Source organism: Duganella sp. CF517 (assembly GCF_900110275.1).
Taxonomy (GTDB): Bacteria; Pseudomonadota; Gammaproteobacteria; order Burkholderiales; family Burkholderiaceae_D; genus Rugamonas.
The window spans coordinates 661,592-676,156 of the sequence record NZ_FODC01000004.1 but is presented as its reverse complement, the minus strand read 5'-3'; the positions used below and the strand labels follow the sequence as shown (position 1 = coordinate 676,156).

Here is a 14,565-nt window from a genome sequence, read left to right as displayed (position 1 = left end):
GCCGCGCCGAACGCGGCCTCGGTGTTGTTCGCAACAACTAAATTCGCGAGGAAATCAAATAGTTGCCACGTCGGAATATATCATGGTGAATGGTAACGGAAGCCGCTGATATCTAGTGCGCAATGATGACATGATCTTAACGAAACTCAGACGCGGCGCCGCCGCTACGCTCGCGGCGGCCTTGATCGGCCTGGCGACGGCGCCGGCGGCGCTGGCCGGCGCGCCGCTGCCGGAGGCGCTACAGAGCGCCGACGCGCTGGTGCGCACCAATCCGGCCGAAGCGATCGTCGTGCTCAACGATTTCGCCGCCGAGGCCGAGGCGCGGGCCGCGCCGCTGCCGGTACGCCGCGCCTTGCTGGTGCGATTGCGCCGCACTTATCTGGACCTGGGCGAAGCGGCCGCCGCCAAAGCTATCAGCGTCAGGCTGCTGGCGCTGGGCCGGCAGCAGCACGACCCGCTGAGTCTGGCGTGGGCGGCAATGACGGACGTCGAAGAGCATATCCGCGCGTTCCGGTCCGATGCCGCCAAGGCGGAGCTCGTGCGTATCGGCACGCTGGTCGACCTGGCCAAAACGCCCGATCTGGGTTTCGCGGCGGACATGGCGTACGGTCGCCTGCACTTGCTGCAAGCCGATTACGAGCACGCCATTGAAAAATTCCAAGCCGGCGTGGAAACGGCGCCGCGCACCGAGCAGCCGTCGTCGGCACGGGTCGAAGCGCTGCGCAATCTGGCGTATGCCTACCTGGCGCTGCATGACGAGGCGCGCGCGTACGCCATGGTGACCAAGGCGCTGGAGTCCGACGATGGCACCGTGCGCGCCCACATCCGCGGCCTGCTCCATCTCGGCCGCGCGATCGTGCTGGTCAACATGCAACGCTTCGCCGAGGCCGACGGCGCCTTCGCGCTGGCCTACAAGATCAGCAAGGAAAGCGGCGTGCAGGTGGTCGAATCGCGGGTGCTGGGCGACTGGGCCGACCTGGCCCTGCGGCGCGGCCAGTTCGTCAACGCCGAGAACCTGGGCCGGCGGGCGCTGGCACGCGCCACGGCGATCGGCGAGAGCGGCGGCGCCATCCTGGCGCGCGCCAACATCGGCTTCGCGCTGGCCGGACAGGGCAAAGTGGCCGAGGGGCTGCCCTACATCGACGGCGTGATCGAACACTTCCGCCAGCAGGGCAACGGCCAGTCGCTGCTGTCGATGCTCGACGAGAAGGGCATCATGCTCGAGCGCCAGGGGTGGATGAAGGAGACGGTGGCGGTGCTGCGCGAACAGCAGAAACTGGAGCGCGAACAGTTCACCGAGCGCCGCGTCAACGCCGTCGCCGCGCTGCAAAAGCAGTTCGAGATGGACCAGGACCGGCGCCGCATCGAGCTGCTTGAAAAGCAGAACAAGCTGAAGGACGCCGAACTGCGCAACCGCGAACTGCGCCAGGTCACGCTGGGCCTGGCGGTGCTGCTGACGGTGGCCGTGGGCGTCATGATGAGCCTGCTATACCGGCGCGCCCGCAAGTCCAACGCGCAATTGCAGGAATTGAACACGCGCCTGGCCGAGCATGCGGTGCGCGATCCGTTGACGGGCCTGCACAACCGGCGCTCGTTCGTCGACATGATGCAGGCCCGCAGCGGCCGGGTGGCCAACGAGCGGCGCGCCGGCGCGCCGGACGCGGGCGACACCTTCATGGTGCTGGACCTGGACCATTTCAAGGCCGTCAACGACCTGCACGGCCACGCCGCCGGCGACGCCGTGCTGGTGGAGGTGGCCAAACGCCTGCAGACGGCGGTGCGCGATAGCGATACCGTGCTGCGCTGGGGGGGCGAGGAGTTCGTCATTTACCTGCCCGGCTGCGGCGCGGCGCAATCGGCGGCGCTGGCCGCGCGCGTGCTCGACGCCATCGGCGGCGCCCCGTTCGAGATCGGCGCGCTGGCCTTGCCGGTCACGATCAGCATGGGCATGATCGAGATGCCGTTCGCCGGCCTGCCCGAAACGGCGCTCGACTGGCAAGGCGCGCTGCGCCTGGCCGACGGCGCCCTGTACCTGGCCAAGCGCGACGGCCGCAACCGCTGTCACCAGCTGCTGCCGGCGGCTCTGCCGCTCGCCGTCAGTCCCGCCGAACTCGAACACGACCTCGATGGCGCGATCGCCGCCGGGCATGTCGAGCTGCGCGCCATCGCGGCGACGACGCCGCCGCGCTGATCTGCCCTCAATGTCGGTGCGCGGGGTCGATCGCCGCCGTGGCATCCTGCGTCGCCTGCTCGCGATAGGCGTTGGCGGCGGCCGCCTTCATGCGCGCCAGCGCGTCGCGGTCCAGATAGCGGCCCTTGAGCATGACGCCGGCGATCTTCGACAGGTTGGCCGCGTCGGCCAGCGGATTGGCGTCCAGCAGCACCAGGTCGGCGTTTTTGCCCTGCTCCACGGTGCCCATATCGGCCTCGCGGTGCACGAACTCGGCGCCGTTCAGGGTGGTCGCCTGCAGGATCTGCAGCGGCGACAAGCCGGCCGCCGACAGCTCGGCGAACTCCTGGTGCAGGCTCACGCCCGGCACCACCCAGATGCCGCCCAGGTCGGAGCCGGCCAGCAGCTTCACGCCGCCGCGCGCCATCAGGCCGACCACCTTCTGCTGCAAGCCGTAATAGCGGCGGAAGGTGGCCGCCGCCGGCGCCGCCACCTGGTCGTGGTACTGGCGCGCCAGTTGCTCCCACAGCGCGCGCGTCGGCTTGTCGACGTAGGCCAAGTTCGGGTCGTCGCGGTACTGCCGGGCGTCGCTGAAGGCGGCGGTGCGCAGGCGGATCAGGGTCGGCGCCTGCCAGGTGCCGTTCTTGACGAAGCGCCGCGCCAGCGCCGCGCACTTTTCCTCGCTGTAGCCGTCGATGACCTGCTGGTAGAACCGCGCGTCGAGCGCCCGGAACAGCATCGGGCTGACGATGGCCATCGGCGTCGGCGCCGGCGGCGCGCCCTCCCCGGCCAATATCGCGCGGCGTACCGTTTGCTCCGCGTCCGAGCAATCGAGCACGATGCCCATGCCGGAGCCGAGGTGCTCCATCGCGCGCCAGCCGGCGTCGGAGGCCTCGATCGCCGTGACCGCGACCGGCAGGTGGCCCGACAGCGTCAATCCCTCCCTGCGCGCCTCGGCCAACGCCGCCAGGGTGCCGTCATGATTGCCGCTGGCGAGTTTGACGAAGTCGGCGCCCATCGCCTTCTGCTGGCGCACCCGTTGCTCGGCCAGCGCCGGCGGCAGCGGCCCGACCAGGATGTCGCCCGGCACCGCCAGGATCTCCGGCGCATCGACCTTGCCGGCGGCGCTGTCGGCGTTGATCGCCCGCGCCAGCTTGATCAACTCGGCCGAGCCGCCCATCTCGCGCACGCCGGTCACGCCGTTGGCGATCAGCGCGGGCCAGTAGCTTTGCGGCTTGAGCGCCATCGGCAGCGCGTGGGTATGCATGTCCAGATAGCCCGGCACGACGTACTTGCCGCTGCCGTCCACCTGTTTCGCGCCGCCCGCCACCGTGACCGGCTGCGAGACGATGCGCTGGATTTTTCCGCCATCGACCAGCAGCGTCATGCCCGGCTTGAGCGTGCCGTCGCGGGTGTCGACCACGGTGACGTTGCGGATCACGGTGCCGCTGCTGACGGCCAACGCGGTGCCGTCGTTGCCGGCGCATGCCGCCAGCACACCCACGCACAAGGTGGAAGCGGCGAGCTGTCGTTTCATCATTTTCCTTCCTTGTACAGACGTCCGGTGACCAGCATGGCGCAGCCGGCGATCACCGCCGGCACCGCGAAGACCAGGAACGCGGTCTGCCTGGAGGCCACCGCCGCCAGCAGGAGGCCGCCGGTCATCGAGCCGACGATGGAGCCGATGCGGCCCACCGCCAGCGCCCAGCTCACCCCCGTGGCGCGCGCCGCCGTCGTGTAGAAGCCGGAGACCAGCACGTTGGCGCCGGTCTGCGCGCCGGACAATCCCAGGCCGGTACAGAACACCGCCGCGTACAGCCAGCCGGGGTGCGGGATCGCCGCGCCGATCATCACGATCGACACGGCCGCCACCACGTAGGAGCAGGTCAGCACGAAGAACGGGTTGTAGCGGTCCATCAGGCGGGCGTTGATCAGCGATCCGATGGTGCCGCCGATCGGCATCATGGCGCCGATGGTGGCCGCCTCGGTGACGGCGATGCCGCTGTCGGTGATCACCGTCGGCAGCCAGCTGCTGATCTGGTAGTAGACCCACAAGGTGCAGAAGAAGGTCAGCCAGAGCAGCAAGGTGCCGACCCGATAGTGGTCGTTGAACAGGGTGGCGACGATGCCGGACCTGGCGCCGGCCGCCTCCCCGCGCGCCTCCGGCAGCGCGACCTCCAGTTTGACGTCGTCGCGGCCGGTCAGGCGGCGCAACACCGCGCGCGCCTCCTTCTCGTATTTCGGCTTGCCCGCCATGAAGCGCAGCGATTCCGGCAACAGCAACCAGACGATGGGCGCCAGCACCAGCGGCACCGCGCCGCCGAAGAAGAACACGCCCTGCCAGCCGAAGCGCGGGATCAGCAGCGCGGCGATGCCGCCGCCGAAGGCCAGGCCCAGCGTGAAGCCGCAGAACATCAGGGTCACCAGCAAGGCGCGGTTGCGCTCCGGCGCGAACTCCGACGACAGCGTCAGCGCCGCCGGCATGGCGCCGCCCAGTCCCAGCCCCGTGAGGAAGCGCAGCGTCACCAGCGAGTTCACCGAATCGGCGAAGCCACAGGCGACGCTGCCGAGCGCGAACAGCAGCATCGAGACGACGATCACGCGGCGCCGCCCAATGCGGTCGGCCAGCGGGCCGAAGAAGAAGCCGCCGACGGTCAGGCCGAACAGGCCGGCGCCGAAGATGGGGCCCATTTGCGCGCCGCTCAGCATCCATTCGCGCTTGAGCAGCGGCGCCACGTAGCCGGCGGCGGCGACGTCGAAGCCGTCGGCCGCCACCACCAGGAAGCACAGCACCAGCGTGAGGATTTGCAGGCCCGAGATTTTCGCGCCGTTCATCACCGCGCTGGAGGTCATGGTTTGTGTAGTCATCAGAGTCTCCGTGCTGATATCAGAAGAACTGGCGCAAGCCGACTTCCAGGCTGGTGATGTTCTGTCCCGCGACCGGCAAGCCGGCGCCACCGGCGCTCACCGGCGGCGCGTAGGTTTTATCGCTGGGCCAGACGCCGAAATTGGTGGCAGCGCCGTTGTCGAGCCGTGCCACCGAGGTATAGACCTGCGTGCGTTTCGATAGGTTGTAGAAATAGCCGAGCGCGAAAACATTGGTCTTGCCGCCGGCGGTATCGTCGATCTTGCGGCGCGCGTAACTGACCTTGATATCGGCCAGGCCGAGCGGGATGCTGGCGCCGACCAGCCGGGCGTTGACGTTGCGGTTGTTGGTCAGCGTGTTGTGCATCAGGTAGCCGAACAGCTTGACCGGCACGAACGCGTAGCTGGCGCCCAGCGCCGCCGTTCTATTCGACAGCACGGTGCCGGCCACCGGCCCGGCCAGCTTCTGCACCTCGTAGCTGAGGCCCACGTACAGCGGCCCGCCCTTGGCGTAGTCGATGCTGGCGCCGGTGAATTCGCCCAGGTCGCGGGGCGCCGCAGCGCGCTCGCTCAAGCTGTGCAGCACGCGTACCGAGACGCCTTCCATCGCCGGCGAGAGGTACTGCACCGAGTTGTTCAGCGGCAGCTGGCCGACGAAGCCGCGCAGGTTGCCGGGAATTTGCTGCGTCAAGGTGATGCCGTTGCCGTTCTCGTTGCGGCCGAAAGGGTCGCTACGCGCTTGCACGAACAGGCTGGGCGACCACTGGCTGCCCACTTGCAGCGCGCCCCATTTGCCGCCGTAGCCGACCAGCGCCTCGCGGTCGAACAACTGGTTGCCGCCGGAGCTGGTGCCGGTGTCGGCGTTGAAGCCCGACTCCAGCTTGAAGTAGGCGCGCGTGCCGTCGCCGAGGTCCTCGCTGCCGCGCAGGCCCCAATACGAAATGTCGTTGGACACGTAGTTCGCCTTGGAAGAAGCCTTGCCCGGCGCCGACGAGAAACGCACGGAGTCGAAGGCCACGTCGAGCTTGCCGTAGAACGTGATGTTGCTGCCTTGCGCGAAGGCGCTAAGCGGCGCCAACGCGGATAAAACCAGGACTGCCTTGAACTTGGTGTTCATTATTTTGTCTCCGTATAGTTTTTATGAAAGAACTGCGTTACATGACTGGAACCTCATGATTGGTGATGAAATCCGCCGGCAGGTCCGGACCCCACACGTACAGGGAATCCTCGGGCGGATAGTCGCCGGCCGGCCACACGGCGCCGGCGGGGATGAAGTCGATATCGAACGAATACTCGGCGTAGCTGCCCCACGGATCGCGCACGTAGCGGAAGTAGTTCGAGCCCAGCACATGGCGGCCCAGCCCCCAGCCGTCCGGGTGGCCGGCCTGCGCCATCTGCTGCGCGCCGAGGCCGACGGCGTCGAACGACGGCACGTTCCAGCTGGTGTGGTGCAGGCCCGGCGCGCTCGAGCGGGCGAAGGCGATCAGGTGGTGGTCGCTGCCGTGCGGGCTGTGGAGGAAGGCCACCAGATCGCCGGAGCGGTCCGACAGGCGCAACCCCAGCACGTCGCAGTAGAAGGCGATGGCGGCGCCGATGTCGGGCGTGAACAGCAAAATGTGCGACAGATGCGTGGGCCGCACCTGGCGGATCGCGCAGCGCTGCGGCGCGCGGCCGGCGTTGCCGCTGGCGGGCGCGAACTCGCGCGCTGACGCCACGCTCGGGGAACTCTTGGGCGCGACCTGCAGGCACAAGGGCACGCCGTCCGGCGCGGCGATCCAGACGCCGTCCGGCGCCTGCGGATGCGGACGCTCGATCGGCGCCACGTGGTGCCGCCCGCAACGCCGCAGCAACGCCGCCAGCTCCGGCTGGTACAGCCCCAGCGAAAGCCACAGCAGCTTCTTGGCGCCGCCTTGCAGTACCCGGCCCCAGCGGTGGGGGTGGCCGTCGGTGTACAGTCCGAGGCCGCCGTCCTCGTGGCGGACGTCGAGGCCGAAGCTGGCATAGAATTGCCCGGCCACTTTCAGGTCCGGTACGCCGAAGGCGAATTCGTGGACCGAATGGACGGCCGCCACATCCTGCTGAACATCTTGCTGTTCGATTTTCATGCTGGTCTCCTGATGTTGGCGCGGCGGCTCTGCGGCCGCTGCGCGCCACGTTCACACGACGCGTTGGGTCTGGGTGCCGAGTTGGTCGATGCGTAGCTCGACGACGTCGCCTTTTTTGAGGAACTGCTGCGGCTTCATGCCCAGGCCGACGCCGGCCGGCGTGCCGGTGACGATGACGTCGCCCGGCAGCAAAGTCATGAACTGGCTCAGGTAGGACACGATGTCTGCTACCGGGAATATCATGTCCGAGGTGTTGCTGGCCTGTTTGACTTCGCCGTTGACGCGCAGCTCCATGTCGAGCACCTGCGGATCGGGCACGGCGGCCGTCGTCGCCAGCCACGGGCCGACCGGGCCGAAGGAATCGAAGCTCTTGCCCTTGCCCCACTGGCCATTGCGGTGGATCTGCCAATGGCGCTCGGAGACGTCGTTGGCCAGGCAGTAGCCGGCCACGTGGCCCAGCGCGTCGGCCGGCGCCACGCTGCGCGCGGTGCTGCCGATGACGATGGCCAGCTCGATCTCCCAGTCGGTCTGCTCGGACCCCTTGGGCAGCACGATGTCGTCGTTGGCGCCGCTCAGCGAGGTGATCGCCTTGGTGAACACGATCGGCTCGGCCGGCAGCGGCAGGCCCGATTCCTCGGCGTGCTTGCGGTAGTTCAAACCGATGGCGATGAACTGGCGGATGCCGGCCACCGGCACGCCGATGCGCACGCCGGCGTCGACCAGCGGCAGCTGCTCGAGGTCGATGGCGGCCAGCGCGCGCAGGCGCTCCGGCGCCAGCCAGTCGGGCGTCAGGTCCGGCACCAGGGCGGAGAGGTCGCGGATGCGGCCCTGGGCATCGAGGGCGGCCGGTTTTTCGGCGCCAGCGGCGCCCACGCGTAACAGTTTCATAATGAGTTTTCCAGTTGAAGTTGCAGGGTTCAGTTACCAGCCGCAGACACGGCGCAGCAGCGCCTTGCCATCGTGCGGCCAGCTGTCGCCGCGCCAGGCGACGTGTTGGTCGGGACGGATCAGCGCCAGGCGCGCCTGGTACAGCAGCGCCAGTCCGTCATAGGCCGGTTGATACAGATGCAGCGGCACGCCCAGCTGCGCCGCGTCGGCGCTGGCCTGGGCGGCGTCGGCCGCCGTCCAGCCGCCGGTGGCCAGCAAGGTGTAGCCGTGGCCGAAGCCGTCGTACAGCGAGCTGCCGTCGGCCAGCCAGGCGTGCGGCGCCAGATCGCCGGCGCAGGCCGACGGCGTGAAGCGCGACACCGTGGACGGCGGCGCGGCGCCCTCCAAGGCGACCAGCGGCGAGCCGCGATAATGACTACCGAGCACCACGCCCAGGGTGTTGAATTCGCGCGCCTTGACCTCGCGGATGGCGGCGCCGATCTGGGCCCGCAGGCGCGCGCCGACGGGGCCGTCGTCCTCGCTGCCTTCCTGCGTCAGCTGCTTGCCCAGCACCGCGTGGTTGGCCACCGCCTCGTCCATGACGCGCTGGTGTACCGGGCGCCGCTCGGTCTCGTAGCTGGCCACCAGCGCCGGTCCGCCCCAGCCCCGCAGCACGGCCGCCAGCTTCCAGCCCAGATCGACGCCGTCGGCCACGCCCATGTTCATGCCGTAGCCGCCGAACGGTGGATGCAGGTGGCAGGCGTCGCCGATCAGGATCGCCCGGCGGTCCTGGTAGCGGTCGGCGATCAGGCGGCTGGCCACCCATTCGTCGGTGCTGACGATTTCATACGGCAGGTCGATGCCGGTGGCCTTGCGGATCAGGTCCGCCGCCTCGGCGTCGGTCACCTTGAAGTCTTCCGGCACGCCGGTGGGCATGAAGAACCAGGTGTCGCCGCTGTCCATAGGCCCGATCAGGCTGGGTGTGTCGGCGTTGATCTGCCAGTACATGATGGCCTGGCCGTGCGGGTGGGCGGCGGCCAGGCCCGGCGCGCGGAACACGATGTTGTAGTTGCGCGATAGGCCGTAGGCGCCTTCCATCCTGGCGCCGATGGCGCCGCGCACCGTGCTGCGGGCGCCGTCGGCGCCGACCAGGTACTGGCACACGATCGCCTGCGCGGCGCCGCCGCCGGTGGCGCGCACCGTGGCGCGCACGCCATGCTCGTCCTGCTCGAACGATACGAGTTCGGTGAGGAAGCGGAAGCGCACGCCGGCCAGCGTTTGCGCATGCGCCTTGAGCACCTTCTCCAGCGTGTATTGGGGAATCCACTGCGCGTGCTCGGAATACAATTCGTCGCGTTCGGGGGCGCAGTTGAAGGCGTTCTCGAAGCGGGCCAGCGGATAGCCGCCCAGCCGGGTGACGAACATCACGTCCGACGGATAGTCCAGGCCCAGCGGCGAGGCCTGCGCCAGCGTGGCGGCGATGCCCCAGCGCCGCAGGTGCTCGCGGGTGCGCACGTTGGTGGTTTTGGCGCGCGGCGCGGCGCCGACCCGCTCGTTGCGCTCGATGACCAGGCAGGAAATCCCGCGCGAACCGAGTTCGATCGCCAGCGCCAGTCCGGCCGGGCCGGCGCCGCAGATCAGCACCTCGGTCGTGTTGTCGATTGCGTCATTCATGTTTTGTCTCCGTGGCTAGTTCTTATGAAGCGAGTCTAGACCGCCACACACGATTACAAAAGATGACAAAACGCGGCCAGTGATACTACAATCGCATCACCATGAAACTCAGCCAAATCCGCCAGCTGCTGGCCATCGCCGACAAGGGCAGCGTGCGCGCGGCGGCCCGCCACCTCGACGTCAGCCAGCCGCAGCTGACCCGCAGCATGCAGGAACTCGAACATGAACTGGGCGTGACGCTGTTTGAACGCGGCGCGCGCGGCGTGGCGCTGACGGCGATCGGCCTGCGCTTCCTGGACCGCGCCAAGACCATCAACAGCGAGGTGCGGCGCGCGCAGGAGGAGATCGCGCAGCTGCGCGGCGACACGGCCGGCACCCTGCAGGTGTGCATGTCGACGGTGCCGCACATCGCGCTGTATCCGTATGCGCTCAGGGAGTTCCGGCTGCGCTACCCCGACGTGATGATGGACCTGCGCGACGGCGTGTTTCCGACGGCCGAGCCGATGCTACGCAACGGCATGCTCGACTGCTACGTCGGCCCGGCGCCGGCACTGCCGGCCGGCAGCGACCTGGTGGTGGAAAAACTGTTCGACAATACGCGCGTGGTGATGTGCCGGCGCGGCCATCCGCTCAGCGCGGCGACCTCGCTGGCGCAGTTGAAGGACGCCGAATGGGCCACCACCTCGGTCACGCACAAGGCCTACGAGGAATTGGGGCCGCTGTTCGCCCAGCACGGCCTGCCGCCGCCGCGCCTGGTGATGCGGGCGCACTCGGCGCTGACCTACGTCACCTCGATCGCCTATTCCGACCTGCTGACGATGCTGCCGGTGCAGTGGGCGGATTTCGACGTCACCCGCGACGCGCTCGACATCATCAAGGTGAAGGAGGTGCTGCCGGCGGCGCCGATCTGCATCGTGCGGCGCGCCGACCTGCCGCTGACGCCGGCGGCCGAATACTTCTGCGACATGATACGGCGCGCCAGCGCGCATCTGCTGCAGGCGCGCGCGGCCGCGCGGCCGGGGCCCTGACCCGGCCCCGGCCCTGATTCCAGCCTTACAGCAGCTGGTCGATGCGGATCGGCAGGTCGCGCACCCGCACGCCGGTGGCGTGGTAGACGGCGTTGGCCACCGCCGCGTTCATGCCGGTGATGCCCAGCTCGCCGATGCCCTTGACGCCCAGTTCGTTGATGCCGGGGTCGCGCTCGGGCAGCATCAGCACCTCCACCGAGCCGATGTCGGCGTTCACCGGCACCAGGTATTCGCCCAGTTCGTCGTTGACGTAGGTGGCGCGCTTGGCGTCGATCTCGGTCTGTTCGAACAGCGCGGCCGACAGGCCCCAGATGATGCCGCCCATCAGCTGGCTCCTGGCGGTGACCGGGTTGATGATGGTGCCGGCCGCGTAGGCGCCCAGCGCGCGGGCGACGCGGATCTCGCGGGTGCGCGCGTGGACCCGCACCTCGACGAACTGGGCGCCGAAGGCGGCCCGGATCTCGTGCGGCAGGCGGGTGCCGGCGACGCTGGAGAAACGCCCCTGCCAGGTATTGGCCACGGCATCGGCCGGCGCCCCGGCCGGGATGTGCTCGGCGTAGACCTCGAGCCGCCCGCCTGCGCGGGCCACGGCTTTTTGCAGCGGCTCGCCGGCGCCGTCGGCGCCGCGCAGGGTGCCGTCACGCAGCTCCAGGGTGGCCGGGTCGCGGCCGGCGAACGGGCCGTCGGCGGCGCCGGTGGCCGCCAGCGCAATGCGCGCGCGCAGCAGCTCGCAGCCCTTGGCGACGGCGTTGCTGACCGTGGCGCAATGCTTGGAGCCGGCCGCGTAGCCGGCCGCCGGCAGGTCGCTGTCGCCCAGTTGCACGTCGACCGCGTCGATCGGCACGCCCAGCCGGTCGGCCGCCACCTGGGCGATCACGGTATAGGTGCCGTTGCCGAAGTCGAGGGCCGCCATCTCAACCTTGACCCGGCCCTGGGCGGTCAGGGTGACGCGCGCCGACGCCGCGTCGATGCTGGTGTGCAGCGTGGACGCCGCGCAGCCGTAGCCGATCAGCCAGTCGCCGTCGCGCATTTGCGCCGGCGCCCTCGCCCGCTGGTCCCAACCGAACGCGCGGGCGCCCTGCTCGAAGCATTCGTTCAGGTGGCGCGAGGTGTACGGCCGGTCGCGCACCGAATCGCGCTGGGCGTCGTTGCGGCGGCGCAGCTCGATCGGATCGAGATCGAGCGCGTACGCCAGTTCGTCCATCGCCGATTCGAGCGCGAACAGGTACGGCGTGTCCGGCGGCGAGCGCATGTAGCCGGGCGTGTTGCGGTCCAGGTGGACGAGGTTGACGCGGGTCTGGATCGCCGGCGCCCGGTACAGGCGGCAGACGGTGTCGACGCCGGTCACCGTGTAGGTCGACGGACGCGACGTCGCTTCCCAGCTCTCGTGCATCAGCGCCTCGATGCGGCCGTCGCGGCCGGCCGCCAGCCGCACCCGGTGGCGCGTTTCGGCGCGGTAGGTGGCGATGGTGAAGCCCTGCTTGCGCGTGGCCTCCAGCTTGACCGGGCGCTTGAGGCGGCGCGCGGCGATGGCGATCCACGCGGTGCGCGCGGTGGTGCCGCCCTTGCCGCCGAAGGCGCCGCCCAAGTAGCGCGACAGCACGCGCACATCGTCGGCGCCGATGCCCAGTTGCGCCGCCACCTCGGCCCGCAAGCCGTGCAGGAACTGGTTCGGCTCGTGGATCGTCAACTTGGCGCCGTGCCACTCGCAGGTGGTGGTGAACAGCTCCATCGCGTTGTGGTGCTGGGTCGGCGTCGAGTAGCTGGCTTCGACCTTGACCGGCGCCGCCGCGAAGGCGGCCGGGGCGTCGCCGACCTGGATGTCTTTATAGGGTTGGCGGTCGGCGGCGGTGGCCTCGGCCAGCGACTGCTCGGTGGCGCCGGCGCTGCCGAAGGTCGCCGACGGCGCCTCGGCCTCGTACACCACCTCGACCAGGTGGGCGGCCTGGCGCGCCGCCTCCAGCGTCTCGGCCGCCACCACCGCGATGATCTGGCCGATATGCCAGACCTTGTCGCTTTCCATCGTGGTGGTCGACTTGCCGCGCCCGCCGACGGCCGGCGGCGGCTTGGCCTGGCCGCCGACGTTGCCGTGCCAGAGGATATCGAGCACGCCCGGCACGGCGCGCGCGCGGGCGAAGTCCATGCGCGCCACGCGGCCGCGGGCGATGGTGCTGGTGACCAGGTAGGCGAAGGCCGGATTGGTGAGCGGCTGGTCCGACGGGTACAGGGCGGCGCCGGTGACCTTGGCGACGCCGTCGATGCGGGTCTGCGGTTTGCCGATGGCGCCGGGCGCCAGGCGGGTGTCGATGACGGTCATGTTCAGATCTCCAGGGCGGCGGCGGCCAGCAGCGCGCGCGCCACGGTGCGCTTGCCGAGTTCAATTTTAAAGGCGTTCTGGCCGTGCGGGCGAGCATCGGCGAAGGCGACGTCGGCGGCGTGGCGGGCGCTGGCCTCGGTCAGCGGCTGGCCGCGCAGCGCCGCCTCGGCCGCGTGCGCGCGCCACGGCCGGCTGGCCACGCCGCCCAGCGCGATGCGGGCCTCGGCCACCACGCCGCCGGGGCCGAGGTCGAGCGCCACCGCCGCCGACGTCAGCGCGAACGCGTACGAGCGGCGGTCGCGGATTTTCAGGTACAGCGAGCGGCGCGTGTACGGCGCGGCCGGCACGTGGAAGGCGGTGATCAGTTCGCCCGGGCGCAGCGTGGTTTCGATGTGCGGCCGGTCGCCGTAAGGCAGGTGCAAGTCCTCGAAGCGGATGGTGCGCGCGCCGGCCGGGCCGCGCAGTTGCACCGTCGCGCCGAGCGCCACCAGCGCCTGGGCGAAATCGCCCGGGTAGGTGGCGATGCAGCGTTCGCTGGTGCCGAACAGGCCGTGCTTGCGGTTGGCGCCGTCGAGCGCCGCGCAGCCCGAGCCGGGATTGCGTTTGTTGCAGGCGCTGTAGCCGGGGTCGCGGAAATAGGCGCAGCGCGTGCGTTGCAGCACGTTGCCGCCCAGGCTGGCCATATTGCGCAATTGCGGGCTGGCGGCCTGTTGCAGCGCCTGGGCGATGACCGGGTAGTTGCGCCGCACGGCGGCGTCGGCCTCGACCTGGCTCATGCGGGCGAGCGCGCCCAGCAGCAAGCCGTCGCGGCCGGCCGCGATGCCGCCGTAGACGCGCTGCAGGCCGTTGATGTCGATGATCTGGGCCGGACGCATCACATCGAGTTTCATCAGGTCGACCAGGGTGGTGCCGCCGGCCAGGAACTGCGCCGGCGGCGCGCCGGCCGGGGCGGGCGCGGTGCCGGCATGGACGGCGGCGGCATCGTCGGCGCGGCGGTAGGCGAACGGGTTCATGAGGATTTTCCTTTCGACGGCGCGGCGGCCTGCTGGACGGCGGTGACGATGTTCGGATAGGCCGCGCAGCGGCAGATGTTGCCGCTCATCCACTCGCGGATGTCGTCCGGGTTGCCGGCGTGCCCTTCGCGGATACAGGCCAGGCCGGACATGATCTGCCCCGGCGTGCAAAAGCCGCACTGGAAGGCGTCGTGTTCGATGAACGCTTGTTGCAGCGGATGCAGGGTGCCGTCGGCGTCGGCCACGCCCTCGATGGTGGTGACCGCGTCGCGCACCGTGCAGGCCAGGGTCAGGCACGAGACCACCCGGCGCCCGCCGACGTGGACGGTGCAGGCGCCGCACTGGCCGTGGTCGCATCCGCGCTTGGTGCCGGTCAGCGCCAGGCCGTCGCGCAAAGCGTCGAGCAATGTCGTGCGGGGATCGAGGCGCAGCCGGTGATGGCGGCCGTTGACGGTCAATTCCACCAGCATGCCATCGGCGGCCACGGCGGGCCCGCCCGTCCCCGCGGCCGCTGGCGGCATTGCCG

The 14,565-nt window shown here is 69.7% G+C and carries 11 protein-coding genes; 2 read left to right on the top strand and 9 right to left on the bottom strand.

What is annotated here, in order from left to right; translation table 11 throughout:
- The first annotated feature begins 130 nt into the window (after window positions 1-130).
- Window positions 131-2,191, top strand: coding sequence for a tetratricopeptide repeat-containing diguanylate cyclase (locus BMX85_RS18985; protein ID WP_090321780.1), 2,061 nt, complete (start codon window positions 131-133; stop codon window positions 2,189-2,191).
- A gap of 7 nt (window positions 2,192-2,198) precedes the next feature.
- On the opposite strand, the gene BMX85_RS18980 is transcribed toward BMX85_RS18985, so the two are convergent.
- Genes BMX85_RS18980 through BMX85_RS18955 form a run of 6 tightly spaced genes read right to left on the bottom strand, consistent with a single transcriptional unit; the run spans window position 2,199 to window position 9,681 of the window.
- A complete protein-coding gene (locus BMX85_RS18980) occupies window positions 2,199-3,710 on the bottom strand; it encodes an amidohydrolase family protein (RefSeq protein ID WP_090321776.1) in 1,512 nt (503 codons plus the stop codon).
- Window positions 3,707-5,038 (bottom strand): MFS transporter, encoded by a 1,332-nt coding sequence (locus BMX85_RS18975; protein WP_090321768.1) that lies wholly within the window; start codon window positions 5,036-5,038, stop codon window positions 3,707-3,709. The genes BMX85_RS18980 and BMX85_RS18975 overlap by 4 nt, the downstream gene beginning before the upstream one ends.
- A 19-nt stretch (window positions 5,039-5,057) precedes the next feature.
- Window positions 5,058-6,152 carry a porin gene (locus BMX85_RS18970; RefSeq protein ID WP_090321765.1) on the bottom strand — a complete coding sequence of 365 codons (1,095 nt, stop codon included), beginning with the start codon at window positions 6,150-6,152 and terminating at the stop codon, window positions 5,058-5,060.
- 37 nt (window positions 6,153-6,189) lie between these two features.
- The gene (locus BMX85_RS18965) at window positions 6,190-7,140 is read right to left on the bottom strand and encodes a VOC family protein (RefSeq protein WP_090321761.1); all 951 of its coding nucleotides are present in this window, start codon (window positions 7,138-7,140) and stop codon (window positions 6,190-6,192) included.
- Between the two features lie 51 nt (window positions 7,141-7,191).
- Entirely contained in the window at window positions 7,192-8,028 is an 837-nt protein-coding gene (locus tag BMX85_RS18960) for a fumarylacetoacetate hydrolase family protein (protein WP_090321758.1), read from the bottom strand.
- A 33-nt stretch (window positions 8,029-8,061) separates the two neighbouring features.
- The gene (locus BMX85_RS18955) at window positions 8,062-9,681 is read right to left on the bottom strand and encodes an FAD-dependent monooxygenase (RefSeq protein WP_090321753.1); all 1,620 of its coding nucleotides are present in this window, start codon (window positions 9,679-9,681) and stop codon (window positions 8,062-8,064) included.
- A 101-nt stretch (window positions 9,682-9,782) separates the two neighbouring features.
- Here BMX85_RS18955 and BMX85_RS18950 point away from each other — a divergent pair, with 101 nt between their 5' ends.
- The gene (locus BMX85_RS18950; protein WP_090321749.1) at window positions 9,783-10,709 is read left to right on the top strand and encodes a LysR substrate-binding domain-containing protein; all 927 of its coding nucleotides are present in this window, start codon (window positions 9,783-9,785) and stop codon (window positions 10,707-10,709) included.
- A gap of 25 nt (window positions 10,710-10,734) precedes the next feature.
- Here the strand turns inward: BMX85_RS18950 and BMX85_RS18945 are convergent, their stop codons facing one another.
- From BMX85_RS18945 to BMX85_RS18935, 3 genes are read right to left on the bottom strand one after another with little or no spacing between them, the layout of a single operon-like run.
- Window positions 10,735-13,026 (bottom strand): xanthine dehydrogenase family protein molybdopterin-binding subunit, encoded by a 2,292-nt coding sequence (locus BMX85_RS18945; RefSeq protein ID WP_090321745.1) that lies wholly within the window; start codon window positions 13,024-13,026, stop codon window positions 10,735-10,737.
- 2 nt (window positions 13,027-13,028) lie between these two features.
- On the bottom strand, window positions 13,029-14,039 hold the full coding sequence (locus tag BMX85_RS18940; protein WP_090321742.1) for an FAD binding domain-containing protein: 1,011 nt from the start codon (window positions 14,037-14,039) through the stop codon (window positions 13,029-13,031).
- Window positions 14,036-14,560, bottom strand: a complete 525-nt coding sequence (locus tag BMX85_RS18935) for a (2Fe-2S)-binding protein (protein ID WP_307173809.1) — start codon at window positions 14,558-14,560, stop codon at window positions 14,036-14,038. The genes BMX85_RS18940 and BMX85_RS18935 overlap by 4 nt, the downstream gene beginning before the upstream one ends.
- Window positions 14,561-14,565 lie beyond the last annotated feature (5 nt).

Excerpts from the sequence above, each read along its gene's own strand:
- BMX85_RS18980 (WP_090321776.1), bottom strand. The coding sequence starts at position 3,710 with ATGATGAAACGACAGCTCGCCGCTTCCACCTTGTGCGTGGGTGTGCTG.
- BMX85_RS18960 (WP_090321758.1), bottom strand. The coding sequence starts at position 8,028 with ATGAAACTGTTACGCGTGGGCGCCGCTGGCGCCGAAAAACCGGCCGCC.
- BMX85_RS18955 (WP_090321753.1), bottom strand. The coding sequence starts at position 9,681 with ATGAATGACGCAATCGACAACACGACCGAGGTGCTGATCTGCGGCGCC.
- BMX85_RS18970 (WP_090321765.1), bottom strand. The coding sequence starts at position 6,152 with ATGAACACCAAGTTCAAGGCAGTCCTGGTTTTATCCGCGTTGGCGCCG.
- BMX85_RS18950 (WP_090321749.1), top strand. The coding sequence starts at position 9,783 with ATGAAACTCAGCCAAATCCGCCAGCTGCTGGCCATCGCCGACAAGGGC.
- BMX85_RS18965 (WP_090321761.1), bottom strand. The coding sequence starts at position 7,140 with ATGAAAATCGAACAGCAAGATGTTCAGCAGGATGTGGCGGCCGTCCAT.
- BMX85_RS18985 (WP_090321780.1), top strand. The coding sequence starts at position 131 with ATGATCTTAACGAAACTCAGACGCGGCGCCGCCGCTACGCTCGCGGCG.
- BMX85_RS18935 (WP_307173809.1), bottom strand. The coding sequence starts at position 14,560 with ATGCCGCCAGCGGCCGCGGGGACGGGCGGGCCCGCCGTGGCCGCCGAT.
- BMX85_RS18975 (WP_090321768.1), bottom strand. The coding sequence starts at position 5,038 with ATGACTACACAAACCATGACCTCCAGCGCGGTGATGAACGGCGCGAAA.
- BMX85_RS18940 (WP_090321742.1), bottom strand. The coding sequence starts at position 14,039 with ATGAACCCGTTCGCCTACCGCCGCGCCGACGATGCCGCCGCCGTCCAT.
- BMX85_RS18945 (WP_090321745.1), bottom strand. The coding sequence starts at position 13,026 with ATGACCGTCATCGACACCCGCCTGGCGCCCGGCGCCATCGGCAAACCG.